Annotated in this window: 25 protein-coding genes; 12 read left to right on the top strand and 13 right to left on the bottom strand. The window is 67.2% G+C overall.

Going from position 1 to position 25,865, the window contains the following annotated elements; genetic code table 11:
* Positions 1 to 26: 26 nt before the first annotated feature.
* The 12 genes from thiL to AC1DNE_RS11510 form a co-directional block, all read right to left on the bottom strand.
* A complete protein-coding gene (thiL, locus tag AC1DNE_RS11565; RefSeq protein ID WP_441468351.1) occupies positions 27 to 1,022 on the bottom strand; it encodes a thiamine-phosphate kinase in 996 nt (331 codons plus the stop codon).
* A gap of 151 nt (positions 1,023 to 1,173) precedes the next feature.
* Positions 1,174 to 1,641, bottom strand: a complete 468-nt coding sequence (gene nusB, locus AC1DNE_RS11560) for a transcription antitermination factor NusB (protein WP_441468352.1) — start codon at positions 1,639 to 1,641, stop codon at positions 1,174 to 1,176.
* Entirely contained in the window at positions 1,638 to 2,147 is a 510-nt protein-coding gene (ribH, locus tag AC1DNE_RS11555) for a 6,7-dimethyl-8-ribityllumazine synthase (protein WP_441468353.1), read from the bottom strand. Before ribH ends, nusB begins: the two co-directional genes overlap by 4 nt.
* 185 nt (positions 2,148 to 2,332) lie before the next feature.
* Positions 2,333 to 2,980, bottom strand: a complete 648-nt coding sequence (locus AC1DNE_RS11550) for a riboflavin synthase (protein WP_441468354.1) — start codon at positions 2,978 to 2,980, stop codon at positions 2,333 to 2,335.
* On the bottom strand, positions 2,980 to 4,110 hold the full coding sequence (ribD, locus tag AC1DNE_RS11545; protein ID WP_476841057.1) for a bifunctional diaminohydroxyphosphoribosylaminopyrimidine deaminase/5-amino-6-(5-phosphoribosylamino)uracil reductase RibD: 1,131 nt from the start codon (positions 4,108 to 4,110) through the stop codon (positions 2,980 to 2,982). The genes AC1DNE_RS11550 and ribD overlap by 1 nt, the downstream gene beginning before the upstream one ends.
* Positions 4,103 to 4,597, bottom strand: a complete 495-nt coding sequence (gene nrdR, locus AC1DNE_RS11540) for a transcriptional regulator NrdR (RefSeq protein WP_441468356.1) — start codon at positions 4,595 to 4,597, stop codon at positions 4,103 to 4,105. The genes ribD and nrdR overlap by 8 nt, the downstream gene beginning before the upstream one ends.
* Before the next feature lie 42 nt (positions 4,598 to 4,639).
* The gene (glyA, locus tag AC1DNE_RS11535; protein ID WP_476841056.1) at positions 4,640 to 5,941 is read right to left on the bottom strand and encodes a serine hydroxymethyltransferase; all 1,302 of its coding nucleotides are present in this window, start codon (positions 5,939 to 5,941) and stop codon (positions 4,640 to 4,642) included.
* 381 nt (positions 5,942 to 6,322) lie between these two features.
* The gene (locus tag AC1DNE_RS11530; RefSeq protein ID WP_476841055.1) at positions 6,323 to 9,193 is read right to left on the bottom strand and encodes an autotransporter domain-containing protein; all 2,871 of its coding nucleotides are present in this window, start codon (positions 9,191 to 9,193) and stop codon (positions 6,323 to 6,325) included.
* Positions 9,194 to 9,443: 250 nt separating this feature from the next.
* A complete protein-coding gene (locus tag AC1DNE_RS11525) occupies positions 9,444 to 10,688 on the bottom strand; it encodes a L,D-transpeptidase family protein (RefSeq protein WP_441468359.1) in 1,245 nt (414 codons plus the stop codon).
* Positions 10,689 to 10,986: 298 nt separating this feature from the next.
* On the bottom strand, positions 10,987 to 11,499 hold the full coding sequence (gene ldtR / locus AC1DNE_RS11520) for a transcriptional regulator LdtR (protein ID WP_441468360.1): 513 nt from the start codon (positions 11,497 to 11,499) through the stop codon (positions 10,987 to 10,989).
* A gap of 263 nt (positions 11,500 to 11,762) precedes the next feature.
* Entirely contained in the window at positions 11,763 to 12,209 is a 447-nt protein-coding gene (locus AC1DNE_RS11515; protein WP_441468361.1) for a DUF6163 family protein, read from the bottom strand.
* On the bottom strand, positions 12,206 to 13,261 hold the full coding sequence (locus AC1DNE_RS11510) for an enoyl-CoA hydratase/isomerase family protein (RefSeq protein ID WP_476841054.1): 1,056 nt from the start codon (positions 13,259 to 13,261) through the stop codon (positions 12,206 to 12,208). The genes AC1DNE_RS11515 and AC1DNE_RS11510 overlap by 4 nt, the downstream gene beginning before the upstream one ends.
* Positions 13,262 to 13,511: 250 nt before the next feature.
* On the opposite strand from AC1DNE_RS11510, the gene hemB reads away from it, so the two are divergent.
* The 4 genes from hemB to AC1DNE_RS11490 all read left to right on the top strand — a co-directional run bounded on the left by hemB (position 13,512) and on the right by AC1DNE_RS11490 (position 17,815).
* The gene (hemB, locus tag AC1DNE_RS11505) at positions 13,512 to 14,570 is read left to right on the top strand and encodes a porphobilinogen synthase (protein WP_476841053.1); all 1,059 of its coding nucleotides are present in this window, start codon (positions 13,512 to 13,514) and stop codon (positions 14,568 to 14,570) included.
* Between the two features lie 101 nt (positions 14,571 to 14,671).
* The gene (locus AC1DNE_RS11500) at positions 14,672 to 16,012 is read left to right on the top strand and encodes a branched-chain amino acid ABC transporter permease (protein WP_441468364.1); all 1,341 of its coding nucleotides are present in this window, start codon (positions 14,672 to 14,674) and stop codon (positions 16,010 to 16,012) included.
* A gap of 27 nt (positions 16,013 to 16,039) precedes the next feature.
* Positions 16,040 to 17,284, top strand: a complete 1,245-nt coding sequence (locus tag AC1DNE_RS11495) for a threonine ammonia-lyase (RefSeq protein ID WP_476766063.1) — start codon at positions 16,040 to 16,042, stop codon at positions 17,282 to 17,284.
* Between the two features lie 57 nt (positions 17,285 to 17,341).
* The gene (locus AC1DNE_RS11490) at positions 17,342 to 17,815 is read left to right on the top strand and encodes an RDD family protein (RefSeq protein ID WP_476766064.1); all 474 of its coding nucleotides are present in this window, start codon (positions 17,342 to 17,344) and stop codon (positions 17,813 to 17,815) included.
* Here the strand turns inward: AC1DNE_RS11490 and AC1DNE_RS11485 are convergent, their stop codons facing one another.
* Entirely contained in the window at positions 17,816 to 18,646 is an 831-nt protein-coding gene (locus AC1DNE_RS11485) for a class I SAM-dependent methyltransferase (protein ID WP_476766065.1), read from the bottom strand. It lies immediately after the preceding gene.
* A gap of 146 nt (positions 18,647 to 18,792) precedes the next feature.
* On the opposite strand from AC1DNE_RS11485, the gene AC1DNE_RS11480 reads away from it, so the two are divergent.
* The 8 genes from AC1DNE_RS11480 to AC1DNE_RS11445 all read left to right on the top strand — a co-directional run bounded on the left by AC1DNE_RS11480 (position 18,793) and on the right by AC1DNE_RS11445 (position 25,686).
* On the top strand, positions 18,793 to 19,557 hold the full coding sequence (locus AC1DNE_RS11480; protein ID WP_476766066.1) for an arginyltransferase: 765 nt from the start codon (positions 18,793 to 18,795) through the stop codon (positions 19,555 to 19,557).
* Positions 19,558 to 19,670: 113 nt separating this feature from the next.
* A complete protein-coding gene (locus tag AC1DNE_RS11475; protein WP_476766067.1) occupies positions 19,671 to 20,318 on the top strand; it encodes an RraA family protein in 648 nt (215 codons plus the stop codon).
* A gap of 149 nt (positions 20,319 to 20,467) precedes the next feature.
* Positions 20,468 to 20,782: a UxaA family hydrolase gene (locus AC1DNE_RS11470; RefSeq protein WP_441468370.1), complete on the top strand. Its 315-nt coding sequence runs from the start codon at positions 20,468 to 20,470 to the stop codon at positions 20,780 to 20,782.
* Positions 20,779 to 21,978: a UxaA family hydrolase gene (locus AC1DNE_RS11465; RefSeq protein ID WP_476766068.1), complete on the top strand. Its 1,200-nt coding sequence runs from the start codon at positions 20,779 to 20,781 to the stop codon at positions 21,976 to 21,978. Before AC1DNE_RS11470 ends, AC1DNE_RS11465 begins: the two co-directional genes overlap by 4 nt.
* Before the next feature lie 82 nt (positions 21,979 to 22,060).
* A complete protein-coding gene (locus tag AC1DNE_RS11460; protein ID WP_441468372.1) occupies positions 22,061 to 22,429 on the top strand; it encodes a hypothetical protein in 369 nt (122 codons plus the stop codon).
* Between the two features lie 34 nt (positions 22,430 to 22,463).
* Complete coding sequence (locus AC1DNE_RS11455; protein WP_476766069.1) at positions 22,464 to 23,825, top strand: PepSY-associated TM helix domain-containing protein; 1,362 nt, start codon at positions 22,464 to 22,466, stop codon at positions 23,823 to 23,825.
* A 151-nt stretch (positions 23,826 to 23,976) separates the two neighbouring features.
* Entirely contained in the window at positions 23,977 to 25,002 is a 1,026-nt protein-coding gene (locus AC1DNE_RS11450; protein ID WP_441468374.1) for a DUF2336 domain-containing protein, read from the top strand.
* 90 nt (positions 25,003 to 25,092) lie between these two features.
* Entirely contained in the window at positions 25,093 to 25,686 is a 594-nt protein-coding gene (locus AC1DNE_RS11445; RefSeq protein ID WP_441468375.1) for an outer membrane protein, read from the top strand.
* The last annotated feature ends 179 nt before the right edge of the window (positions 25,687 to 25,865 follow it).

The following is a 25,865-nucleotide window of genomic DNA, read 5'->3' as shown; positions in this document are numbered from 1 at the left end:
CTCGCGGTCGCCGTGACGCGCCGCTGTCAGAAGTGAGAGAAGGAGCCTTGCGCGAAACTGCGCAACCCACCCTTCTCGCGATAGGTCACCACGCCGGCCTCTGCGGTGATCCGCCCGATCGGCGTCAGCGGAAGCATTACCTCCTTCGCCGCCGCAATCAGAGCAGGATATTCCCCTTCCGAGGCCGTACAGAGAATTTCGTAGTCGTCTCCGCCGGTCCAGGCCAGTTCCGCCAGTGCGGGATCGGCCATGACCGCGGCGCGGACCGCCGACGAGAGCGGGACGGCATCGAGAGCGATCTCGGCACCGACACCCGAGGCCTTCAGCAGCTTGGCGAGATCGCCGACAAGACCGTCCGAGACGTCCATCGCGGCCGAAGCGTGGCGCTGCAACGCTTCCGCAAGCGCATGGCGGGACTGCGGATGCAGATAGCGATCGATGAGGAAGGCGCGGTCCTCGGCGCCGAGCGCAGCGACCCAGCCCGGTTGGTCCGGGCCGTGTACCTTCAGGCCAAGCGCGCCGTCTCCAACAGTGCCGGAGACGAGCACCACATGCCCCGGCTTCGCGCCGGAGCGCCTGACCATCCGCCCTGCCGGAACGGTGCCGAAGGCGGTGATCGACAGGGTGAGCGGCCCGGTCGTCGAGACGGTATCGCCGCCAATCAGCGGGCAGCCGGCGGCTTCGGCGATGCGGGCCAGCCCTGCCACGAAGCCGGCAAGCCAGGCTTCAGTCCAGCCGCGCGGCAAGGCGAGCGTCAGGACGAAGCCCTCGGGCTTCGCGCCCTTGGCGGCGAGATCGGAGAGATTGACGGCCAGCGCCTTCCAGCCGATCGTCTCGGGCGGATCGTCGGGGAAGAAGTGCACGCCAGCGACGAGTGCATCGGCCGTCACGACGACCTCATAGCCGCGGCCGGGACGCAACAGCCCGGCATCGTCGAGGAGGCTCAGGCCACCCGGCCCGGCGATCGGCGCGAAATAGCGGGCGATCAGCTCGAACTCGCCAGGGCGCTGATTCTCGGCCATCGTTCAGCCAATCTCCGCATCTGCTCCATGGTCATCCCGGAGCGGCGCAGCAGCGCCGATCCGGGATCCATGCTGAACCTTATCCGGAAGCGCTCCGGCATGGATTCCGGGTCTCGCTTCGGTCGCCCGGGATGACGGTTGGGGTTCGCGTCTACGCCGCCGGAGCGTCGAACTCGTCGGCGCGGAAGTCTCGGGCCATGCGGTCGAGCACGGCATTGACCATGCCGATTTCCTCTCCCGAGTAGAAGGCGCGCGCGACCGCGACGTATTCGGAGATCACGGCCCGAGCCGGCACGTCCTTGCGGAAGGCGAGTTCATAGGCGCCTGCGCGCAGGATGGCACGCACCACGGCCTCGACCCGCTTCAGCGGCCAGTCCTTGGCGAGAAGGTCGTCGACGGTCCGGTCGACCAGGCGCTGCTCGCGGACGACGCCGCCGAGAATGTCGCGGAAGAAGGCGATTTCCGCCTCCGGCAACTCGATCTCCTCGACCTCCTTGCCGATCCAGAAGGCCTCGAACTCGGCCATGGCTTCGACGACGCCGCGGCCGCCGATTTCCATCTCGTAGAGCGCCTGCACGACCGAGAGCCGCGCTCCGCGCCGCTTCTCGGCGCGGCTCATTGCGACGGCTCCGCCAGGGAGCGCTTGTAGCGCAGCACGGCGAGCGCCGCTTCCGCAGCGCCGCCACCCTTGTTCATGTCCGAACGGTTGGCGCGGGCCCGAGCCTGCGCCTCGTTCTCGACGGTCAGGATGCCGTTGCCGAGCGGCAGGGCGAAGGCGACCGAGAGATCCATCAGCGCACGCGAGCTTTCGCCGGCGACGATATCGTAATGGCCGGTCTCGCCGCGGATGACGGTGCCGAGCGCGACGACGGCCTCGTAGGGATCGACAGCTTCGTCGGCGGCGCGCAGGCCGATGACGATGGCGGAGGGGATCTCCAGCGCGCCGGGGACGGTGACGACATCGACGCGGCAGCCAGCCTCTTCCAGCACCGCCACGGCGCCGGCCAGCAGCTCATCGGCGAGCTTGTCGTAGAAGCGCGCCTCGACGACGAGGACGCGGGCGCCGTCGATCTCGACGGCCGGAGTTGCGGCCTTGTCGGCCGAGGTCTGCCGGGGTCCGGCCATTTCTTCTATCCTTCTTGCACACGGTCCGGTCGACGCGACCGGGCCGCACAGCCCTCATCACGAGGAGCCATTTCGACAGAAATGGCGTCTCGAAGGATGGTCCAGAGCGGGCTGGATCATCCTTCGAGACGCCGCTTCGCGGTTCCTCAGGATGAGGGCTCGAATTCTTGAGTTGGTGCAGGCTCTTACCCCTGCGGGCGCGCCTCCGCAAGCCGTGCGGCATACCGCGCCATCAGATCGACCTCGACATGAACGGCGTCGCCCTCCTTGCGCTGCCCCCAGGTCGTGACAGCGAAGGAGTGCGGAATCAGCAACACGGTGAAGACGTCATCCTCGACAGTGTTGATGGTGAGCGAGGTGCCGTCGAGGCAGATCGAGCCTTTCGTCGCGATGAAGCGCTCCAGCCCTTGCGGGGCGCGGATGTGAAAGCGGGCGGTCGCTCCCCAGGGCTCGTCGGGGTCGGGCTCGATCGCGTCGATCTTCAGGATGCGGCCGGGGCCGTCGACATGGCCGACGACGAGGTGGCCACCGAGTTCGTCGCCCACCTTGAGCGAGCGCTCGAGATTGACCAGCGTGCCGGGCTCCCACTCGCCGACCAGCGTTTTCGCCAGCGTCTCGGCCGCGGCCTCCACCTGGAAAATGCAGCCGGGCTCGCCATCCGCGCGGGGGCGAAGCGCGGTGACGGTGAGGCAGACGCCGGCGCAGGCGATCGAGGCGCCGATGGCGATGCCTTCCGCCTCATAGGGGCAGGATATGGCGAGACGCTTGAGACTCGGCCCCTTGCGCTCGGCCTCCACGACCTCGCCGATGGCGGTGACGATGCCGGTGAACATCAGCCTCTCCTCACGAAATGCTCGAAACGGTCCTGACCGATCAGCCCGGTCTCGGCAAGGGCGTATAGATCGGGGTCGGCCAGCAGGCCGGCAAGCCCCGGCCGCACGGCAACGATGCCGGGCTGGCCCAGCGTTTTTGGCGAGGTCGAAACGATCACCTCGTCGGCGAGGCCGGCCAAGGCCAGCTTCTCGCCGATACGCGGGCCGCCCTCCGAGAAGACGCGGGTGATGCCGCGCGTGCCGAGCAGCGTCAGCGCCTCGCGCAGATCGAGATGGCCGTCGGCTCCGGCCGAGACCCGCATGACCTCCACGCCGGCCGCGACCAGCGCCTCTTCGGGCTTAACCGGTGCGGTTTCGGCAGCGATCACCCAGACCGCCACCTCGCGCGCCGTGCGGACCAGCTTCGAGGCCAGCGGCAGGCGCAGATGCGTGTCGAGGATGACACGGATCGGCGAGCGCCCGGCCAAACCGGGCAGGCGAACGGTCAGCTGCGGATCATCCGAGAGCACCGAGCTGACGCCGAGCATGATCGCATCGTGATGGGCGCGCTGCAGATGCACCCAGCCGCCCGCGACCGGGCTGGATACGGCGATGGGGGTGCCCCCCTCCCCGCCAGCATAGCCGTCCGCGGTGCGGGCGATCTTGAAGGTCACCATCGGCCGCCCCTGCGTGATGCGCAGGACATGACCGCGATGCGCCCGCTGGGCTTCAGCTTCAAGAACGCCCGTCGTTACCTCGATGCCGGCAGTCCGCAGCAGCGCATGCCCCAAACCCGCGATGAAAGGGTTGGGATCGGACATGGCCGAAACCACGCGCTTCACACCCGACAGGATGGTGTGCTCCACGCAAGGGATGCCGCCCCGCACCGAACGATGCGAGCAGGGTTCGAGCGTCACATAGAGCGTTCCGCCCATCGACGCTGCCCCGGCCCGGGAGAAAGCGTGCGCCTCGCCATGCGGCCGCCCGCCAGGCTGGGTCAGCCCACGCGCGACGACGACAGGCCCATCGGGGGTGTCGCGGGTAACGATGGCGCCGACAGAGGGATTCGGCCAGGTCGCCCCGAGATTGCGGGCGCCATAGGCGAGCGCCTGGCGCATGAAGGCGCGGTCGACCGCGCTGCGGTCAGTCATCGCTGCGTGACTGCGGGGCGGAGACACCCTCCTCCTCGACGGTACCGAGCTGGCCGAGCAGGTCCTCGAAATCCTTGGCCTCGCGGAAGTTCTTGTAGACCGAGGCGAAGCGGACATAGGCGACGTCGTCGAGGCCTTTCAGCCCCTCCATCACCAGTTCGCCGATGGTCGAGCTCGGAATCTCCGCCTCTCCCGAGCTTTCGAGCTGGCGGACGATGCCGTTGACCATGCGCTCGATGCGCTCCGGCGCCACGGGGCGCTTGCGCAGCGCGTGCGCGATCGAGGTTTCGAGCTTGTCGCGGTCGAACGGTGCACGCCGGCCCGAGCGCTTCACCACCGTCAATTCGCGCAGTTGCACCCGCTCGAAGGTGGTGAAGCGGCCGCCGCAATCGGGACAGACCCGGCGGCGGCGGATCGAAGCGTGATCGTCGGTGGGACGTGAGTCCTTCACCTGCGTGTCGAGGGAGCCGCAATAGGGACAGCGCATTCCGGTTCGCCAGCCTTTCTCAGAGCCCCTTCGAAACCATCCTCAGTAGATCGGGAAGCGCGCGGTCAGCGCCTTGACCTTGGCCGACACCGCCTGCTCGACGGCGGCGTTGCCTTCCTCGCCATGGGCGGCAAGGCCGTCCAGCACCTCGGCGATCAGCTCGCCGACCTGCTTGAACTCGGCGATGCCGAAGCCGCGCGACGTCGCAGCAGGGGTGCCAAGGCGGATGCCGGAGGTGGTCATCGGCTTCTCGGGGTCGAAGGGGATGCCGTTCTTGTTGCAGGTGATGTGGGCGCGGCCGAGCGCGGCTTCCGCCGCCTTGCCGGTCAGCTTCTTCGAGCGCAGGTCGACCAGCATCAGGTGGTTGTCGGTGCCGCCGGTGACGAGGTCGAAGCCCTTCGACTTCAGCGTCTCGGCCAGCGCCTTGGCGTTGGCGACGACGGCGTGCGCGTAGGTCTTGAATTCCGGCTGCAGCGCCTCCTGGAACGAAACTGCCTTGGCCGCGATGACATGCATCAGCGGGCCGCCCTGAATGCCGGGGAAGATCGCCGAGTTGATCTTCTTCGCCAGCGCCTCGTCATTGGTCAGGATCATGCCACCACGCGGGCCGCGCAGGGTCTTGTGCGTCGTGGTGGTGACGACATGGGCGTGCGGGAATGGCGAGGGATGCGCGCCGCCGGCGACGAGCCCGGCGAAATGGGCGATGTCGACCATGAAATAGGCGCCGACCTTGTCGCAGATCTCGCGGAAGCGGGCGAAGTCCCAATGGCGGGCATAGGCCGAGCCACCGGCGACGATGACCTTCGGCTTGTGCTCGATGGCGAGGCGCTCCATCGCATCGTAATCGATCATCTGGTCGACGACGCAGACGCCGTAGGAAACCACGTTGAACCACTTGCCGGACTGGTTGACCGGCGCGCCATGGGTCAGGTGCCCGCCGGCGGCGAGGTCGAGGCCCATGAAGGTGTCGCCCGGCTGCATCAGCGCCATKAACACGCCCTGATTGGCCTGCGAGCCGGAATTCGGCTGGACATTGGCGAACTTGCAGTCGAACAGCCGGCAGGCGCGCTCGATAGCGAGCTTCTCGGCGATATCGACGAACTGGCAGCCGCCATAGTAGCGCCGGCCCGGATAGCCCTCGGCGTACTTGTTGGTCATGACAGAGCCCTGCGCCTCGAGCACGGCGCGGGAGACGATGTTCTCCGAGGCGATCAGCTCGATCTCGTCGCGCTGACGACCGAGCTCCAGCTCGATGGCGCGGGCGATCTCCGGATCGGCGTCGGCCAGCGAGGCGCCGAAGAAGGAGTTCGAGAGGTGCTTGTCGGCGGCGGCGTCATGGCTCATGGCGGGGCTCCATCGGCGCTGTATCGTCGCCCACCAACGGCGTGCGACCCTGCGCGGCATGCGGTGCGAAGGCTTTGCGGAATCCGCGCGCGCGATCCCGCTGTCGGGGGTCCCGTAGCACTCGGGGCGCGCCTTTCCAAGCGTGAAGCGGGTGACATGAGCGCGGGCAGCTCAAAAAATCCAAGGCGCCTCCCCCGCCGACCAAGGAGCACGGTCCGGGTCGCGGGGAAGGCCGGCCCGGAACCATATCGGTGAAGACGAACGCCCTGCGACTTTATAGCGTTGCCCTGCTTGGCCGCTGCGGTTCCATCATGAGTCTGCTCGTCGGCGCGCCGGCTTTCGCCGACAAGCCCGAATCGGACAAGACCACCGGGCCGCCCGCTACCAGGTCGCGCGCAATCCCGCCGTTACGGCATGGGCGGTGTCGTCCGCGTTGAGACGGACGTCGTAATCGGCGATGAGCGTCACATTGCGACCGGCCCGCGTCGACAGGCCGATGCCCAGGATCGCGCTATCGCGCGCCACCCGCGCGCCCTGCACGGCGAAGCTTGCCGCCGACGCCCCGATGAAGGCGGTGTCGAGGACGACCGCATCGTCGAGGAATTCGTGCTGCCAGCGGCCGCGCGCCTCGATGGCAATGCGGTTCGCACCAAGGTCGAACTGCCGCGTGAGACGCGCGCCGAGGCTGCCGAGCAGGCTCGATGCCGTTTGCCAGCCGCTGGTCAGGCCGATGCTGCCGGCGCCGGTCTCGGCAAAGCCATCCTGCCGTAGGTAGGTGTAGCGCAGCCCGGCCAGCGGCTCGATCGTCGACCAGCCGAGTTCGACGGCATAGGCCGCCTCGAGCGCGCCGGTGAAGCGGTCGGCGCCGTAATCGGCGTCGGCTCGACGCGAGATGCTGCCGAAGCTGATGCTACGCTGGCTCTCGAGGTCGAGGCGGCCATAGCCGAGGATGCCATCGAGGCGCAGCGGCCCGCTCGCATAGCTGCCGTAGAACGCGCCCTCATAGGCCTTGATACTGCCCTTGCCGGCGAACTGCCGGAAATCGACATCGGTGGTGGACAGACCGAGGCTGAAGCCGAGCAGCAGCGAGGGCATGACCTGCCGATCGAAGCCGCCGGCCACTCCGCCGCCGCTGTAATCGGCTCCGCCGGCGTTGGCATCGCCGCCGAACCTGCCGACGACGCCATAACCACGCAGCCAGGCATTTTGGGAGACCCCAGCCTCGCCCCAGGGTGCAGCCTGGCCGGAGGGCAGCCGCGCCAGCAGCGCCGCAGCCGGGCTGCTAGCCCCGCCCGGCGCATAGGCCATCGCGGTATGCCCCGCCGTCGGCTCGACCTGGCCGGAGCGCAGATCGGTCAGGCGTTGCGCGATCATGCCGCCGAAGGGCGCGAAGCCGCCGAGTGCGATCGTACTGAGGCTGGCATGCGCCGCGCCCGAGAGGCCGGACAGCGCCGCGCGAGCGCCATCGCGCGTGCCGGCGGCCTGGAGCAGAGTGGCCACCCCGCGCAGATCGGCATCGGCGCCGGCAAGGCCGCGCTCCAGAGCGGAGCCGGCAGCGCATTGATTGGCCGAGGCGCAGACGCCGGGTGCGTCGAAGGGCAGCGTGCGGATGTCGAGATGCGCCGTGTTCGGCTCGTAGCGCAGGCTGGCCTGGACAAAGGGTGCCGAGCCGTCGCCGACGGGCCCCTCGACGCCTTCGAAGCGACCGATGAGGCCCTGCCCCGCGGTGATCACCGGCATGGTCAGGAAACGTGGCAATAGTTGCGGGCCGCCGGCCAGCGCCACCTGACCGGCGAGGCTTGCCGTTCCCGTCACGGCGAGACGATTCTGCCCGCCTGTCGTGTCGAACTGCTGGATCAGGAATCCGCCGGCCTGCTGCACATAGCTGCCGTTGACGGTCAGCGTACCGACGCCGCGGTGGTTGCCGGCCCAGACCGCGCCGGCATTGCCGACATCGCCGTTGATGACGCCGGTGCCGGCGAGCGTGCCCGCCGGCGCGACGCTGGTGGCCGAGGCGATGCTGCCCATGACGGTGAGAAAACCGCCCTCGACCCGCGTCGCGCCGGCATAGGCGCTGTGGCCGGTCAGGACGAGCTCGCCGTCGCCGCGTTTGACGAGGCCGCCGGCGCCGACGATGTCGTTCTCGAAGAAGGCGACGCCGCCGGGCTGCTCGACAACGAAATCGCCCCAGTCGAAGCGGCCGGGGCCGAGTACCGCCTTGCCGACATCGAGCAGGCCGTAGCCGAAGATCTCGTCGACGCCCGGCGGCCCGATATCCTTGGCTGTGCCGAGCAGGGTCTGGCGCACCTGGTCGGCGCTGAAGAACGGAAACATCTGCCAGACCAGCGCCGCTGCGCCCGAGACATGTGGCGCGGCGAAGGAAGTGCCGTTGACCTTGGAATAGCCGCCGCTCTTGTTGGCCACGACAATGGGATCGTCGGGATAAGGGTCAGGATACCACCAGTCGCCGCCGCCGGGTGCCGCGAGGCACCAGTTCTTCGCCACACCGCAGCGGTTGGTATAGAACGTCTCATAATCGGGTCCGAGGGCCATAACCGCCAGCCAACCGCGCTCCAACTCCGGGAAGAGATTGGGCAGTCCGGCCTCGGCGCTCGGTTGATTCCGGCCCTCATTCGCTGTGCCCCAGATGCTGAGAATTCCTGCGGCAACTGCGCGCCGATAGGCGGGGATGCCTGACGGATGCTCCGCCTCGTAGCTGCCGCTCGTGAATGCCGTGATCGGGCGTTCATCGCCGTAGCTGTTATTGATGATACGGACGCCGCGCGCCTGCAGATCGGCATAGGCTCTCATCGCGAAAACCGTTTCCGTATATCCCAACTCGACTTCCGCTCCGGCGACGACGAGCGAGGCGCCGGGGGCGACCCCGTGCACGCCCTTGCCGTCACGGTTGGCGGCGATGACCGATGAAACGCTCGTGCCGTGCCCGCCGCGATCGATCGGCTGCGCCGTTTCGGTGGGATAGTCGTAGCCTCCGGCATATCGGCCGATGAATTCAGGATGTGCGGCAAAGATCCCGGAATCGATGACTCCGATCAGCACGCCGGCGCCATCGACGCCGCGCGCATAGGCCTTCGCAGCGTTGATATAGTCGAGGCCCCACTGGGCGAGGTATTCCGGGGTGCGCCAGCTCTCGGGATCGGTGAGCGGGCCGCGCGACTGGGCCGCGGCGAGATTCGTCAGAGCCGTCGACAGCAGAAAGGCTGCAACGGTAGGCTTAGCCAGGAAATTCACGCAGCCCCCGAGACATCGGCGCGAGGCTCCACCCTGACGCGCCGGCTAAGAACCTGCCCATAGGCGGCCGGAGGGTCAACGCGAACCAGAAGCCGGCGGCTAGGCCGACAACGCATGGCTTCGGTTAGGGCTGCGGGAACGCCTGGTGCTTTCCGTCATCAGGGTCGCGGTATCCCGCATTGGCTCCGGCCAGCAAAAAGCCCGCCGTTTCCGGCGGGCTTCATCGTTCTCGAGAGCCTTGCTCGGCCGTTCAGATGTCCTGATCGCCCTGCAGGGCCGCGACCGGCGCCGGGCCGAGTCCGTCCTTGTTGTAGATGTCGTCGCGGAACTGCACGCCGCCATCGGCCGTCGCCCAGGCCGTGACGTAGACCCAATAGCAGGACACGGGGTCGGAAATGCGGGCGTTGACGCGCTGGCCGGACTGGATCACCTCGTCGATCTTGGCGCGATCCCAGCCGGGGGTATTCTTCAGCAGCCAGGCGACATAGTCGCGCACGTTCTGGACGCGCATGCAGCCCGAGGAGACGAAGCGGTAATCGTCGCCGAAGATGCCCTTCGACGGCGTGTCATGCATGTAGACGCCGTGCGGGCTCGGGATGTTGATGCGTACGAAGCCGAGCGAGTTGAAGTCACCGCCCGGATCCTGCCGGAAAGTGTAGCGCGTCGCCTCGTCCGAGTTCCAGTTCACGCTGGCGGGCGAAATCTCGCCGCCGCTCGGCGAGATGATGCGGATCTTGTTCTCGGCGAGGTAATTCGGCTCCTTGCGCATCTTCGGGATCAGGTCCTTGCGGATGATCGAAGCGGGAACCGTCCAGGTCGGGTTGAAATTGACTTCCGGGATCTTGGTCTGCAGCAGCGGCGACTGGCGGTCGATCTTGCCGACGCCGGCAGCGTGGCGCGTCGCGACATGGCCGTTCTCGACAGTTTCGACCATCGCAGCCGGGATATTGGCGACGACATAGCGGCCGCCGAGATTGCCGGACCAGCTGCGCAGCCGGACGACGTTGGTCTCGAGCTGGCGGATGCGGCGGTCGATCGGCACGTTGAGGGCGGCGACGGTGGCGCGATTGATCGAACCCGTGGTCGACAGGCCGACGCGCGACTGGAAGCGGCGCACACCCGCCTCGACATAGGAGTCATAGACAGCGCTGTCGCCCGCGGCAGCATCGAGATCGCCGGTGACGATCAGGCGCTGGCGCAGGGCCACCACGCCCGGCCCCTTGGCACCGACGCCCATGCGCTCAGGCAGCTGCACCTGCGGCCAGCCACCCCGGCCGGCGAGGTCGCGGTACGCGGCGATCGCCGCTTCGGTGGCCTGCAGCGATTCCGGCGAGAGCATCGGCGTGGACGAGCGGAGGACGGCATTGCGCGGACCCGCATCGTAGCTCTGGCGCCACTCTGCCTGCTGGGCGAGCGCCGGGGCTGCTGCAGCCGTGGCGGCGCCCGACAGCAGGGCCAACACGGTTTCGCGGCGGGTCAGGCTCAGTTGCGACATCTCTTCCCTCTTCAAGACTTCACGCATGCAGACTGGCCGCACAAAAACGTCGCCAAAAAGGCGACGTTCGCGCCGGACTGCCGCAATAACCTCATGGCCGATGACGGTGTCCTAGCACGGTTAACGAGGCGTGATGACAGAGGCGAATTTAGGGCATGGCATGGTTTTGCCCGATGCATGGCAACAAAGTCACAGTCGATACTGAAGCCCGCGGCGAGTCGCGCCGGCGCGGCCGGGACGGCCCCAGCCGCGCAACAGGCAGGCAGATCGGCGAAACGGCCGGTAAGCGACGGATTTCTCAGAGCTTGTAGCGGATCTGGTCGGTCCAGAAGCGCTCCAGGCGCAGCAGCGCATTGTTCATGCGCTCGAAATCATCAGCCGCGATGCCGCCGATCTGCTCGACCGTGCGGACATGCTTGTCGTAGACGCCCTTCACGATATCGTGCACCTCGGTGCCCTTGTCGGTCAGGCTGATCCGGACCGAGCGGCGGTCGATGCGCGAACGGGCATGGTGGAGATAGCCGAGCTCGACCAGCTTCTTCACATTGTAGGAGACGTTCGAGCCGAGATAGTAGCCGCGGGTGCGCAGCTCGCTGGCGGACAGCTCGGCATCGCCGATGTTGTAGAGCAGCAGGGCCTGCACGCTGTTGACGTCATCCCGGCCGCGGCGCTCGAACTCATCCTTGATGACATCGAGAAGCCGGCGATGCAGCCGCTCCACCAGGGTGAGCGACTCAAGATAAAGAGGCTTCACGTTGAGTTCGGCCTCTTTAGTCTTGGCAACATCCAAAGTCTTGACGCTCGCTTTCATGGTATATCTCGCCTGTTGTGTGTCGGCCAGGATTTGTCTCCTGGTCCGCTTCTGAAAAACACCATAAGCGGGAGCGGATGAAAACGAGTTTAAATATCAGGATGAATCAGGGATTTACCCCTTTGGGTGAATCGTAAGTGAAGCCAGAAACGCTTAAGCTAAAGCGATTCTTACCATGACTCGACGCAATCGAAGCGCCGCGCGTCGCGCATGGCACACTCTGAGAGCATGGTCCGGGGCGAGACCGCAGCGGCGATCGATCGCTACTCCGCCTCGTTCTCCGCCGCCCAGGTCGCGAGGAAATAGACCGCCATCAGCCCGATATAGAGCGCGACCAGCCATGCCGTCATCGGCACGAAGCGCGGGAAGAAGAAGCTCAGCAGCATCTGGCTGATCGCCGCCAGAAGCCAGAGCACGCCTCCCCAGGTCGAGGTGAGCCAAAGACCGACCGCGGCGACGAGGTCGATCACGGCGAAATAGACGATGATGGCCTGATAGCTCAGCAACCGATTTTCGAAGGGCGGCTGAGGATTGCCGGGCAGGCCGAAGATGACCGCCCAGGCGGTCAGCCCCTTGGCGAGCCAGAAGGCCGAGAGCAGCCGCAGGAACCAGACGAGCAGGAGACGCCAGCGCCCCTGCCGCTTTTCTCCGTCCTCGCCGGTCCTCGCACCACGCAGAGCCTCGCCATCGCCACCCAGCCCCAAGCTCAACCCTCCAGCTCGAGTTCGTCAGCGCCGAGCGGCGCGAAATAGGCGTCGATATCGGCCTGTCTGATGGCGTCGAGCGTTGCTGGCTGCCAGCGCGGCGCCTGGTCCTTGTCGATCACGACGGCGCGCACGCCCTCATAGAAGTCATGGCCGCGCGCGATGCGCGAGACGATGCGGTATTCCGTGCGCATCGCCTCGGCGAAATCGAGACCGGCGCCGCGCCGCATCTGCTCGAAGGCGATGGCGACGCTGGTCGGCGATTTGGTGGCGATGGTCTGCAGCAGCTTGCCGGCGAAGGCGCCGCCGCCGGCAGCGGCCTTGTTCAGGCGCGCGATCACCTCCGGCAGGGTCTCCCCGCCGAAGGCATCCGCTATCGCCGCGCGTTCGGCCTGGAGGGGCCCCGGCCCCCGCTGGAGACTGAAGGCGGCGAGGATCTCGTCGAGCGCGCTACGGCCCGTCAGCGCATCGGCCAGTTCCGCGAACCGCTCGCTCGGCACGCCGTGGGTCGCAAGCCCGACCGTAAGCGCGTCGGCCGCGCCGATCCGCTCGCCCGTCAACGCCAGGAAGCGGCCGAAGCCGTCGCTGAGACGCGGCAGCGCATAAGTCGCGCCGACATCGGGGAAGAAGCCGATGCCGACCTCCGGCATTGCGAAGAGATAGCGATCACCGGCGATGCGGTGGCTGCCATGCAGCGAGATGCCGACGCCGCCGCCCATCACGATGCCGTCAATCAGCGCGACATAGGGCTTGGGATAGGTCTTGATCCGGTGGTTGAGAATGTACTCCTCGCCCCAGAAGGCGAGCATGTCCTCATATCGCCCGGCCTTGCCGCAATCATGCAGCCAGCGGATATCGCCGCCGGCCGAGAACGCCTTCTCGCTGGTGCTGATGACGACGATGCGGGTGACCTGCGGATCGTTCTCCCAGGCGTCGAGCGCGCGGGCGAGCTCGCGGACCATGCCGAGGCTCAGAGCGTTCAGCGCCTTCGGCCGATTGAGGACCACGACGCCAGCGGCGCCGCGGATCTCGCAGATGATCTCCTGATCCTGCGTCATGGTTCGATCCTGCTTCCGTGGGCAGCGGTTCTGGAAGGCGGGGACAGGCTTGTCAACGCGACGGAACGGCAGGTGCGGCTTGGCCCCGCTGCACTGCCATATCCCGGCTCGACCTGCATGACGCTGGCAGCAGCCTTGCGACCAAGCGCCCTGTTTTGGAATGGTTCCGATGTGATATGTAAACGGCCTGCCGACATCGCCCGTTCGACGAATGCCGGGCCATTTTTGTTCACCGCTTGAGGCACAGTTCATGGAATCCCGGGTCGTGCGGCCTTTCCCCGCTCCTCAGTCGCATCCGGACGAGGCGCACGGCGCTTCGTGRCTCGGGCTCACCCGCCGGATGCGCCGCAACCGCAAGGCCGAATGGTCCCGCCGGCTGATGCGCGAGTCGGCGCTGACGACCGACGACCTGATCTGGCCGATCTTCCTGATGGACTCGCCCGAGGCCCGCTCGCCGGTCGAATGGATGCCCGGCGTCGACCGGCTGAACATCGAGGAGGCCGTGCGGCAGGCTGCCGAGGCGGCGGCGCTCGGCATTCCGGCGATCGCGCCCTTCCCCTATGTCGAAAAGGCGCTGCGCGACCCGACCGGCTCGGAAGCGCTCAACACGAACAACCTGATGTGCCGCGCCGTGCGCGCCATCAAGGCGGAGGTGCCGCAGATCGGCATCATCTGCGACGCCGCACTCGACCCCTACACCTCCCACGGCCATGACGGCGTCATGGACGGCGAGCGCATCCTCAACGACGCCAGCGTCGCAATCCTCGTCCAGCAGGCCCAGGCGCTCGCCGATGCCGGCGCCGACGTCATCGCCCCCTCCGACATGATGGACGGACGCGTCGCAGCGATCCGCGCCGCCCTCGACGGCGATGGCCGTGAGGATGTGCAGATCATGGCCTATGCGGCGAAATACGCGTCCGCATTCTACGGCCCCTTCCGCGACGCCATCGGCACCAACGCCACGCTGGTCGGCGACAAGCGCACCTACCAGATGGATCCGGCCAATACCGACGAGGCGATCGCCGAGGTGATGCTCGACCTCGAAGAAGGCGCCGACATGGTGATGATCAAGCCCGGCCTGCCCTATCTCGACGTGGTGGCGCGGGTGAAGGACCATTTCCGCGTGCCGACCTTCGCCTATCAGGTCTCCGGCGAGTACGCGATGATCATGGCGGCGGCGAACAATGGCTGGCTCGACGGCGAAAAGGCGATGCTGGAGAGCCTGCTCGCCTTCAAGCGTGCGGGCGCCGACGGCGTCCTGACCTATTTCGCGCCGCGCGCCGCGAAGAAACTCAAGGCTGCTGGCTGAGGCCGGACGCTTCGGGAGAATGCTCTGGCTCTACCGGAGCATTCTCAAAACAACGACGGTGCGGTTTCCTTGCCCCGGCAGCGGCGCTACCGTCGCACGGCATGCGCCCGCTCATCCTGCCGATTCTGGCCGTTGTCCTGCTCGCCCTCGCGGGGTGCGGCGCGGATTTCGACACCGAACAGATGCGGCTCTGCCGGCAGGCGATCCCGCCGCTCAATCCGCCGAATGCCCGGATCGAGATCGAGCGCGCGACGAAGGGGCCGGTGCCGCGCGCGCTGAGGCTGTTGTACCGCGTGCAGCTCGGCGACGATATCTCGCGCCATCGCAGCATCGACTGCCTCTTCGCCGGGGAAGGCGGCGGACCCGGCCGCGGCGCCCTGATCGGCATCGCCTCCGACGGGCGCCCGATGGCCGATGCCAGCTTCTACCTGCTGCGACGCTTCTATCTCGAGGACCGGGCCGAGCCGCCGCCTGACCCGGCCGCCCCCACCGCCGAGAACCTGCCGGCGATCCCGCGTTCGGTTGCCTACGGTTTCCAGCAGGGGCTGAGCGCCCTGCCCTCGGCGGCGATCTACAGCCTGCTCGCCGCAGCCTATGCCCTCGTCTACGGGCTGACCGGGCGGATCATCTTGAGCTTCGGCGAGTTCGCGGCGCTCGGCGCGCTCGCCTCCGTCGTCGGCGTGGCGCTGCTGCTCTCGCTCGCGATCTCGACGCCGCTTTCAGGGCTCGTGGTCGCCTTCATCGTGGCGATCCTCGTTTGCGCCCTGCACGGCTTCGCCATGGGCCGCTTCGTGCTGCGTCACCTCGAGCGCGCCAGCGGCCAGCAGACACTCATCGCCACGATCGGGCTCGCGATCGCGATGTCCGAATATCTCAGGCTGGTGCAAGGCCCGGAATTGCGCTGGCTGCCACCGGTGTTCAACAGCCCGATTCCCCTGGCCCATTCCGGGACCTTCATCGTGACCTTGAACCCGCTGGCGCTGGCGCTCGCCATCCTCGGGCTCGGCGTCACGCTCGGCCTCGTCGCGCTGATCCGGCGCACGGCCTATGGCCGGGCCTGGCGGGCCGTCTCGGACGATGCGCGAACCGCGGCGCTGTTCGGTGTCGATGCACGCGCCGTCCATGACGTCGCCGTCGTCATCGCCTGCGCCGTCTGCGGCATGGCCGGGGTCATCGTGACCGCGATCTATGGCGGCATGGGCTTCGCCGGCGGCTTCTCCCTGGGCCTCAAGGCGCTCGTTGCCGCCATTCTCGGCGGTATCGGCTCGGTCAGCGGCGCGGCGCTGGGCGGTCTCTGCATCGCCATATTCGAAGCCGCGTGGTCGGCGACATTGCCGATCGAACAGCGTGATCTCGCCGTCTACTCCCTGCTGGCCGTTGTACTGATCTTGCGCCCCGGCGGCTTCTTCGGCGATGCCGACCTGACACCGCGGCAGGTTTGACGACATGACACCGGGATGGAGCGCATCATGAGCGAAGCCTTCGCCATCACCCCCGAGGATATCGACGCGGCGGCAAGCCGCATCGAGGGACATGTGCTGCGCACGCCGCTGGTGCCGGCGCCGCGCCTGTCCGAGCTGACCGGCGCGACCGTGCTGGTGAAGTACGAGAACATGCAGGCGACCGCGTCTTTCAAGGAGCGTGGCGCGGTCAACAAGCTGCTGACGCTCAGCGAGAGCGAGCGGGCACGCGGCGTCATCGCCATGTCGGCCGGCAACCACGCCCAGGCGGTGGCGTACCATGCCAAGCGCTTCGGCATTCCGGCGACGATCGTGATGCCCGAGACGACACCGCTGGTGAAGGTCGAGAACACCCGCGCCCATGGCGCCCGTGTCGTGCTCCACGGCGAGACGCTCTTCGAATCCAGCCAGAAGGCGCACGAGCTTGCAGGCGCCGAGCAACTCGTCTTCGTCCACCCCTATGACGATGCTGCGGTCATGGCGGGCCAGGGCACGGTGGCGCGCGAGATGCTGGCCGACGAACCCGATCTCGACGTGCTGGTCATTCCGATCGGCGGCGGCGGCCTCATGGCCGGCAACGCCGTTGCCGCCAAGGCGATCAAGCCCGGGATCGAACTCATCGGCGTGGAGGCCGATCTCTATCCCTCCTTCTTCAACGCCGTGTACGCCCAGGACCGGCCGATCGGCGGACCGACGCTAGCCGAGGGCATCGCAGTCAAGACGGTCGGCCAGCTCACCCTGCCGGTAATCTCCAGCCTGGTCAGCGACATCGTGCTCGTCGGCGAAGACCTGATCGAGCGTGCAGTCAACGCCTATGCCAGCCTGCAGCACAGCCTCGCGGAAGGCGCCGGCGCCGCCGGCCTCGCCGCCATGCTGAAGGACCCGCAGCGCTATGCCGGGCGCAAGGTCGGGCTCGTGCTCTGCGGCGGTAATATCGACACCCGCCTGCTGGCCGCGATCATGGTGCGCGAACTCGAACGCGAGGACCGCATCGTCGCCTTCCGACTCACCAGCAACGACAGGCCCGGCCTGCTCGGCAAGATTGCGAGCCTGCTCGGCAACGAAGGCGCCAATATCCTCGAAGTCAGCCATGGACGCTTGTTTCTCGACGTGCCGGCCAAAGGGGTTTCGCTCGACGTCACCGTGGAGACGCGGGGCGAAGCGCATTCGCGCGCGATCGAGGACATGCTTGCGAAAAACGGCTTCGCGCCACGGCGAATCCTGCCACGCGGCCTTGCGGAACCGACGCGCTGATCAAACATATCCGCCCGGGCGACGCATCCCGCGCGCCGATAGAGGATTGAAGTCTCGATGAGCGATACCCGCTACAGCCAGCCGCCGATCACGGCTCTGGAGCAGCGCCCGTACCAGAACGTCAGCGGCGTTCTCGGGTCTCGCCTGTTCGCCTGGCTCGTCGATATCTTCGTGCTGTTCTTCCTCGGCTGGCTGGTCGTCTTCCTGCTGGCCGTGCTCGGCATCGTGACCTTCGGCGCGACATGGCTGCTCATCCCGATCGCGACGGTTGCAACCGCACTCGGCTATGCGGCGCTGACGATCGGCGGCCGGCGCCGGTCTACCTGGGGCATGCGCATCGCGGGCTTGAGGGTCGAGACCATCGGTGGCGGCCGGCCGGATGGCCTGACAGCGGCCGTGCACGCGCTGCTTTTCTACGTTGCCGCCGGCACCTTCCTGCTCTGGCTCGTCGACGTCGCCTGCGGCTTCGCCCGTGCCGACCGGCGCATGGGCCATGACCTCCTGACCGGGCTGGTCGTCGTCCGGGCCTGATCAGAAGCGAAAGCGCAGCAGGCGTGCCATCTGCGACAGCGCGGGAATCCATCCGAACATCTGGATGGTCGCCCGCGCCGTGAGCGACATCCGCGCGACCTGTCGTAGATCATACCCGTTCGCGCCGTAGCCCGTGAGCTCCTGAACGAGTTCGAGCCGGGGCAGTCGCCGCATCAACTCGCGGGGATCATCAAGTGACCAGTGCAGTGTCGCGCCGGTCGAGCGGATGGCAGGCTGCCAGGCGATCAGCGTGAGGCCCAGGCGACTATAGGCATCGAAGACAAATTCGCCGCCGGGGACGTGCCCCATCACCCGCGCCAGCAGAAGCACCACCTCTTCCTCAGGCAGGTAGGGCAACAGGCCCTCGGCAATGATGAGAGCCGGACGATCCCGCGGCACTGCCTCAATCCAGCCCGGCTCGATCACCGACGATCCCAGCAGCGTGCAATTCTCGCGGGCCGGGTAGAGGCGCTTCCGCAACGCGATCACATCGGGATAGTCGACGTCGAACCAGCGAATACTGGCGGGAGGCTCGAGCCGGAAGACGCGCGCATCGAGCCCGCAGCCGAGATGCAGCACCGTCGCCTTGGGGTGCCGGGCGATGAAATCCCGTGCCCAGCCATCGATGACATGCGCCCGCAAGGCGACGCCGACCATCAAATCGCGATCGATCCCGAGCCGCGCGAAGTCGTAGTCGATCCGCTCCATCGCCTCCGCGGCGAAGCGATCCTTCAGGAGCGAGTCGGGCAAACGGCTCTCGCCTGCCTTCGCGCAGAGCGTGATCAGGAGCGTTTCCTTCACTCCTCTGAGCGCCACCTTCTCACCGGGCATCTCACGCTCCCGAGGCCGATCCGTCCTCTGTGCAGTCGACGCCGGGAAGTTGTCGGCAGCAAGATCGCGCCACATGCCGCCTCGCGCTTGTTGCCGCCGCCACCGATGCTACATTGAAGGGCGCAGCTTTTCCGGAGCCCGCCCACGTGACGCGCCCATTGCGGGACGCCCCGCAATTCTATCTCACTTCCCCGACCGCGTGTCCCTATCTGCCGGGACGCGAGGAGCGGAAGGTATTTACGCACCTGGTCGGGTCCCGGGCGCGGGAGCTCAACGATGTGCTGTCGCAGGGCGGCTTCCGCCGTTCGCAGAGCATCGCCTACCGCCCTGCCTGCGAGACCTGCCGGGCTTGCATCTCCGTCCGGATCTGCGTCGACGACTTCCGCTATTCGCGCGGCTTCCGCCGGGTTCTGGCGCGCAACAGCGACCTGATCGGCGAAGTGCGGCCGCCGCAGCCGCGCTCCGAGCACTATTCGCTCTTCCGCGCCTATCTCGACGAACGCCATCCGGATGGCGGCATGGCGACGATGTCGGCACTCGACTTCGCGATGATGGTCGAGGATACCCATGTCGAGACGCATCTCGTCGAATACCGCCGGCGCGGCCCCGATTCGGGCTTCACCGGCCGCGGCGACGGCGACCTCTTCGCCATGGCGCTGACCGACAAGCTGAGCGACGGGCTCTCCATGGTCTACTCGGTCTATGATCCGAGCCTGGAACTGCGCTCGCTCGGCACCTTCATGGTGCTGGACCATATCGCTCGCGCCCGGCGCCTCGGCCTGCCCTTTGTCTATCTCGGCTATTGGGTCGAAGGCTCGCCGAAGATGGCCTACAAGGCCCGCTTCCTGCCGCAGGAGCGCCTGATGCCGCAGGGCTGGGAGCGCGTCGACCGGACCGATTCAACCGATTGAAACGCATCAGCGACGCGCGGAAAACGCGCTTGCCGCGCCTTGCTCCGCCCGACACTCTAGCGACAACGGCCATGGCAGAAGAGCCACGCGGCAGGGGCCGATCCGGAGGAATGATGAGCCAGGAACTGACCGACAGGCTGGAGCGCTGCTATACCGGCATCATCCACGACACGATGCGGGCGATGGGCCTGAAGGACTTCGTGCTGCCCCCGGAACTGCGCCCGCTCCTGCCCGGCCAGAAGCTTGCGGGACCCGCCTTCACCGTCGAGGGCAAGACCGGCGAGTTCGACGCGCATGAGACGCTGCTCGGCTGGACCGGCCTGCTCTCCGCTGCCAAGCCCGGCCATGTCTGGGTCTGCCAGCCGAACACCGACGAGATCGCGCTGATGGGCGAGCTCTCGGCCGAGACGCTGAAAAACAAGGGCGTGCGCGGCTGCGTCATCGACGGGCTTTCGCGCGACACCGAGTTCATGGTCGAGATGGGCTTCCAGGCCTATTTCAAGGCCTATACGCCGCGCGACATCGTCGGCGTCTGGCTGCCCAAGGCGGTCGACGAACCCATCAAGATCGGCGACGTCTGGATCCGCCCGGGCGACTACATCCTTGCCGACCGCGACGGCGTCGTCCGCATCCCCGTCGAGATCATCGAGGAGGTTCTGGAACAGTCGGAAACGGCGATCTCGGCCGAGAACAAGGTCCGCAACGCGATCCTCGCCGGAACCGACCCGCAGCAGGCCTATCTGCAGTACGGTAAGTTCTGAGACGCTCCACCCGCGCCGTCATCCCGGGCGGAGCGAAGCGGAGACCCGGTTTCCGGAGCGCTTGCGAATGACGTTCAGGCATGGATCCCGGATCGGCGGCGCCAAGGCGGCTTGTCCGGGATGACAGCCGGAGGGAAGGAAACAGGGCCATGACCCACGATCCGCGCCTCATCCTGCTCGATCCGCGCGACAACGTCCTGGTCGCGCGGGTGCGGCTGAAAGCCGGCGACAGCGTCGAAACCGGCTCCGGTCCCGCAGCGCTCGACCGCGACATCGCGCTCGCCCACAAGATCGCCCGCCGCGCCATCGCCGCCGGCGAGAAGATCCTGAAGTACGGCGCGCCGATCGGTGTCGCGACCGAGGCGATCGCCGCCGGCGCGCATGTCCATGTCCACAACATGCGCAGCGACTACACGCCGACCTATCACCTCGAAGACGAGCGCAATGCGGGGGCCTCGGCATGAGCGAAATGCGCGGCTATCTCCGCTCCGACGGGCGCAAGGGCATCCGCAACACCGTCGCGGTCGCCTATCTCGTCGAATGCGCCCACCATGTCGCTGTTGAGATCGCGCTGCCCTGGCGCGAGCAAGGCGTCCACGCCATCGGCTTTCCCGGATGCTATCCGAACCCCTATGCCGAGCGGATGATGGAGCAGCTCTGCACCCACCCCAATGTCGGGGCCGTGCTGCTGGTCTCGCTGGGCTGCGAGAGCTTCAACAAATACGCGCTGGAGCGGGCGATCCGCGCCACCGGCCGGCCGGTGAAAACCATCATCATCCAGAGCACGGGCGGCACCCGCTCTTCGATCCGCGAGGGCCGCGCCTGGGTCGAGGAGCAGCGCATCGCGCTCGACGCGCAGGAAACCGTGCCGATGGCGGTTTCCGAGCTCGTGATCGGGACGGTCTGCGGCGGCTCGGACGGCACCTCCGGCATCACGGGCAATCCGGCCGCTGGACGCGCCTTCGACCAGCTCATCTCGGAGGGCGCCGCCTGCATCTTCGAGGAAACCGGCGAGTTGATCGGCTGCGAGCACATCATGGCGGCGCGCGCAGTGACGCCGGAGCTCGGCGCCGAGCTTGAGAAATCGGTAGCCAAAGCGGCGCGCTACTATGCGACGCTGGGCTATGGCTCCTTCGCCGCCGGCAATGCCGAGGGCGGCCTCTCGACCATCGAGGAGAAGTCGATGGGCGCCTATGCCAAATCGGGCGCCTCGCCGATCTCCGGCCTGATCAAGCCCGGCGACGTGCCGCCGCATGGCGGGCTCTACCTGCTCGATGTCGTGCCGGACGGCGAGGTGCGTTTCGGCTTCCCCAACATCAACGACAACGCCGAGATCGCCGAACTGATCGCCTGCGGCGCGCATTGCGTGCTGTTCGTGACGGGCAGAGGCTCGGTCGTCGGCTCGGCGATATCGCCCGTCGTGAAGATCTGCGCCAATCCCGAGACCTATCGCCGGATGTCCGAGGATATGGACGTCGATGCCGGACGCATCCTCGAGGGCCACGCCAGCCTCGACGAAGTTGGCCAGGAGATCCGCAACCTCGTCGTCTCGCTCGGCCAGGGCGGCAAGACGAAGTCCGAGGAACTCGGCCATCAGGAATTCATCCTGACCTACAAGAGCTTCGAACCACTGGGCCCGGCCTGCCTGCCGGCAGCCTGAAACTCAGGCGCGTCACGGTGCACGCTTCCGCCGCCGAGGCGTATCGGCTAAGCCCCTTCGCATGAAGGGGATGGCGGGACGAGTGAACTGGCACAGGAGCGCGCTCGCGCTGCTGGCGGTCTATGTCCTCGTCCTGCAGACGACGCTCGCGGCGCTAGCCGCCGGGCTTTCGGCCCAGCCTTCGCCCACGCTTCTCCACCCGCTTTGCGCGCCCGGGCGGACGGCTCCCGCCGAGCCCGGATCGGATGGCGGCGGCGCCAAGCTACCCGATTGCTGCGCGAGCCTGTGCCTCTCGGCTGCGATCGCCCTGCCGCCGCCCACGGCGCTCTTCGCGATTGCCCAGCGCGAGCCGGCGTCGCACATCGCCGCCGCGCGGCCGGCAGCTCCCGCCACGCTTCCCGCGGCGCATGGCTACCCGCTCGGCGCCCGCGCTCCCCCTTCTCCGGTCTGAAGCCCTTTCCCTTCAGCTCAGACCAGGATTTTCCATGACAACCGTCTCCACGGCTGCCGCCGCGCCCGAGCGCGCGGACCGGCGCGCCGCCTCGCTCTACCGCGCCGTCTGGCGCTGGCACTTCTATGCCGGCCTGATCACCCTGCCCTTCCTCATCCTGCTGGCCGTGACGGGGGGCCTCTACCTTTTCCGGGCCGAGATCGACGGCCTGATCCATCGCGACGTCAAACAGGTCGAGGCCCGCACGACGGGCGAGCGGCCGCCCAACGAGATCGTCGCGCAGGCCGTGAGAGCCTTTGCCGGCCAGCCCGTGAAATATGTGCCGCCGGAGACCGCGATCGCTTCGGCAGAAGTCACCATCCGCGGTGCGGGCGGGGCGCGGATGGTCGTCTATGTCGACCCCTATGAGGGGCGCGTGCTGGGCCAGATCCCGGATCGCGGCACGGTGATGTGGGTGATCCGCCAGCTGCACAGCCTTGCCTATTTCGGGCCGGTCGCGAACGGCGTCATCGAGATCGTCGGCGGCTGGGCGATCCTGCTCGTGCTGACCGGCCTCTATCTGTGGTGGCCGCGCAAGCAGAACGGCGGTGTCGTCACCGTGCGCGGCAAGCCGCGACAGCGCGTGTTCTGGCGGGACCTGCACGCGGTCACCGGGCTCATTGCCGGCGGCTTTATCCTGTTCCTCGCCATCACCGGCATGCCCTGGTCGGTGCTTTGGGGAGCCAAGGTCAATCAATGGGCCAATGGGCACAATTTCGGCTATCCGGCCGGCGTCCGTGTCGCCGTACCGATGTCGGACGAGCACCTCGCCCATGCCGGCACGACCTCGTGGTCGCTGGAACAGGCCAGGGTCCCGGAATCGGCGGCAGCCGACGGCAAGCCGATCGACCTCGACGCGGCGGTCGCAGCCTTCGACCGCCTCGGCCTGAAGCGGGGCTATGCCATCAACTTCCCGAGCGGGCCGAGCGGCGTCTATACCGGCTCGGTCTATCCGAAGGACATGGCCTTCCAGCGGGTGGTCCATCTCGACCAATATAGCGGCAAGCCGCTGATCGACATGAGCTATGCCGATTACGGCCCGCTCGGCAAAGCGCTGGAATGGGGCATCAACGTTCATATGGGCCAGGAATTCGGTCTGGCGAACCAGTTGTTGATGCTCGCGGTCTGCCTTGCGATCATCCTGCTTGCGGTCTCGGCTCTGGTGATGTGGTGGAAGCGGCGGCCACGGGGCTCGCTCGGCGTCCCGCCATTGCCGGCGGAGAAGGCGACGCTGCGGATCGTCCTCGGCCTGCTCGCGATCGGGGGACTCATCTTCCCGCTGGTGGGGTTGTCTCTGATCGCGATGGCCCTGGCCGATCATCTCCTGACCAGGAATTCGCAATTGATACGCGCATAATCCGACAAACTCGCCGATCGATAAGGGCGCATGTCACCTGCAAGATGGCGGGGCGCTCCGCCCCGCTGTCCAGAAAAAGAACCTGTTGCCTTAAGAGTAAATCAAGCTGGTTCGGGCATGGTCTGGCCGCTACTTTGCCGTGGGGGCCTTCATGTTGCGTAACCTGACCCGGATGCCGGCCGACATGTCGTCGGATTCGCGCCGGCAGTTGCTTCATGCGGTCACGGATCTGTTCCTCCTCGATCAGGAACCGAGCGAGACCGTCAAGGAACACTACGGGGAGATCGCGACGACATCGCTCAGCCACCTCGGCGACGATGAGCGCAAGGGCTATGCCGACCGCGTGGCGAGCATGCCGACCCTGCCGAACAATGTCGCTGTTACCCTCGGCAGCGACAGCAACGCCGAGGTCGCCCGGCTCGTGCTGGTCCTCTCGCCGGTCTTGACCGACACCGATCTTGCGGCCATCGCCGTCACCCAGTCGCAGCAGCACCTTGTCGCCATCGCGGAGCGTGCGCGGCTTTCCGAAGGCGTCACCGACATCCTGGTCGAGCGTGGCGACCAGAAGGTGCTGCACACGGTCAGCGCCAACGAAGGCGCGGCCTTCTCCGACCGTGGCTTCGATCGGCTGCTCGAGCGCGGCCAGGGCGACGCCGATATCACCGGCGCACTGGCCCGCCGCTCGGACCTTGCGCCGAACCGTGCCCAGCGCGTCCTGCGGATCGTCGAGCAGTTCGCGGAAGGGGCGGCACCCGGTGCGAGCGCAACGCAGGAGGCCGCCTCCCTCGCCCGCCAGGCGCGCCAGCAACGCCTCGAGGTCAAGCTCCTGATCTCGGACCTCGCCGCAAAGGTCCGCGAGGTCGACGACGTGCTGACCATGCTGGCCGACGAAGATCGTGCCTATCATCTCGCCCAGGTCCTGGCGCAGATCGCCGATATCACGATCGAGCAGGCGCTGCGCGTGCTGATGCAGCGCGATGCCAGCGGCATCGCCGTCACCTGCCGCTCGCTCGGGATCGGCACCACGGCTTTCCGCGCCATCCTGCAATTGCGCGCGCGGCGGCTCTACTTCTCCTCCCGTGACATCGACGACGATGTCGACGCCTATGCCAAGCTGGACCTTGCGACCGCCGAGCGGACGCTGCGCTTCCTCAAGCTTCGGACGAAGATCGCCTGAGCGACCCGTGGCCACGCCACAAAACCGCGACATTCACCCCGCCTCATGCTAGCTTCCCGCAGGGCGCTTCTGCGCGAGGATGGCTTCGACGTGAGATTTCCGCTTCTTTCGGCTGCGGCGCTTTCGGTTCTTTTCGCGGGTGCGGCGCAGGCACAGACCTTTCTGCCCCTCACTGGTTTCGCCGCCCTGCCGTCCTTCGCCTGGGACGAGCCGATGATCTCGCCGCGATGGGAGGGCTCCTACGCCCGCATCTCCTCGGGCTTCCAGGTCACGAGCTCGAAGCATATGCGCACCAGCGCCGGGCCGACATTCGGTCTTGAGGCCGGGACGATGCGGCGCGAGGGCAACTTCGTCTACGGCATCGTCGGCGCGATCGACTATGCCCCGGCAATCGGCGGTTACGGCTATCCGGGCTTCGGCAATACGGCCTACACGCGCGACTTCGCGGGCGCCTTCCAGGTCAAGACCGGCGTGCTGGTGACGCCCGACGTGCTGCTCTACACCAAGGTCGGCATGTCGGCCGCCAACGAAAGCTGGCGCTACGGGGCGACGCCATTCTCGGCGCCCTTCAGCCAGAGCGAGATCGCCGTGCGGCCCGAGGCCCGCGCCGGCGTGGAATGGGCCGTGACCGACAAGATCACGCTCAGCCTCGAAGCCGGCATTCTCGGTCGTCCCATCCGCTGAGAGCTTGATTCAAGCCGCTGCGCATTTGATTCCGCATCCGGGCATAAGCCATTGAGTCTTGCGTCATCCTCGGGCGTAGCGGAGCGCCGACCCGAGAATTTCCTACAGGATGGGCGCCAGAGCGCCCGACGCCCGAGATGCTCGGGACAAGCCCGAGCATGACGCCTCGTCCTATCCCG

This window comes from Allobosea sp. 05L423, from assembly GCF_056397745.1.
Note: the sequence above shows the minus strand (reverse complement) of the source record. Positions and strands in the feature narration are given on the sequence as shown.

Bases quoted from the DNA above. Each gene is read 5' to 3' on its own strand.
- AC1DNE_RS11500 (WP_441468364.1), top strand. From the start codon at position 14,672: ATGCGCCCGCTCATCCTGCCGATTCTGGCCGTTGTCCTGCTCGCCCTC.
- thiL (WP_441468351.1), bottom strand. From the start codon at position 1,022: ATGGCCGAGAATCAGCGCCCTGGCGAGTTCGAGCTGATCGCCCGCTAT.
- nrdR (WP_441468356.1), bottom strand. From the start codon at position 4,597: ATGCGCTGTCCCTATTGCGGCTCCCTCGACACGCAGGTGAAGGACTCA.
- ldtR (WP_441468360.1), bottom strand. From the start codon at position 11,499: ATGAAAGCGAGCGTCAAGACTTTGGATGTTGCCAAGACTAAAGAGGCC.
- AC1DNE_RS11470 (WP_441468370.1), top strand. From the start codon at position 20,468: ATGACCCACGATCCGCGCCTCATCCTGCTCGATCCGCGCGACAACGTC.
- nusB (WP_441468352.1), bottom strand. From the start codon at position 1,641: ATGAGCCGCGCCGAGAAGCGGCGCGGAGCGCGGCTCTCGGTCGTGCAG.
- AC1DNE_RS11490 (WP_476766064.1), top strand. From the start codon at position 17,342: ATGAGCGATACCCGCTACAGCCAGCCGCCGATCACGGCTCTGGAGCAG.
- AC1DNE_RS11475 (WP_476766067.1), top strand. From the start codon at position 19,671: ATGAGCCAGGAACTGACCGACAGGCTGGAGCGCTGCTATACCGGCATC.
- ribH (WP_441468353.1), bottom strand. From the start codon at position 2,147: ATGGCCGGACCCCGGCAGACCTCGGCCGACAAGGCCGCAACTCCGGCC.
- AC1DNE_RS11485 (WP_476766065.1), bottom strand. From the start codon at position 18,646: ATGCCCGGTGAGAAGGTGGCGCTCAGAGGAGTGAAGGAAACGCTCCTG.
- AC1DNE_RS11455 (WP_476766069.1), top strand. From the start codon at position 22,464: ATGACAACCGTCTCCACGGCTGCCGCCGCGCCCGAGCGCGCGGACCGG.
- AC1DNE_RS11510 (WP_476841054.1), bottom strand. From the start codon at position 13,261: ATGACGCAGGATCAGGAGATCATCTGCGAGATCCGCGGCGCCGCTGGC.
- ribD (WP_476841057.1), bottom strand. From the start codon at position 4,110: ATGACTGACCGCAGCGCGGTCGACCGCGCCTTCATGCGCCAGGCGCTC.
- AC1DNE_RS11525 (WP_441468359.1), bottom strand. From the start codon at position 10,688: ATGTCGCAACTGAGCCTGACCCGCCGCGAAACCGTGTTGGCCCTGCTG.
- AC1DNE_RS11495 (WP_476766063.1), top strand. From the start codon at position 16,040: ATGAGCGAAGCCTTCGCCATCACCCCCGAGGATATCGACGCGGCGGCA.
- AC1DNE_RS11550 (WP_441468354.1), bottom strand. From the start codon at position 2,980: ATGTTCACCGGCATCGTCACCGCCATCGGCGAGGTCGTGGAGGCCGAG.
- AC1DNE_RS11465 (WP_476766068.1), top strand. From the start codon at position 20,779: ATGAGCGAAATGCGCGGCTATCTCCGCTCCGACGGGCGCAAGGGCATC.
- AC1DNE_RS11450 (WP_441468374.1), top strand. From the start codon at position 23,977: ATGTTGCGTAACCTGACCCGGATGCCGGCCGACATGTCGTCGGATTCG.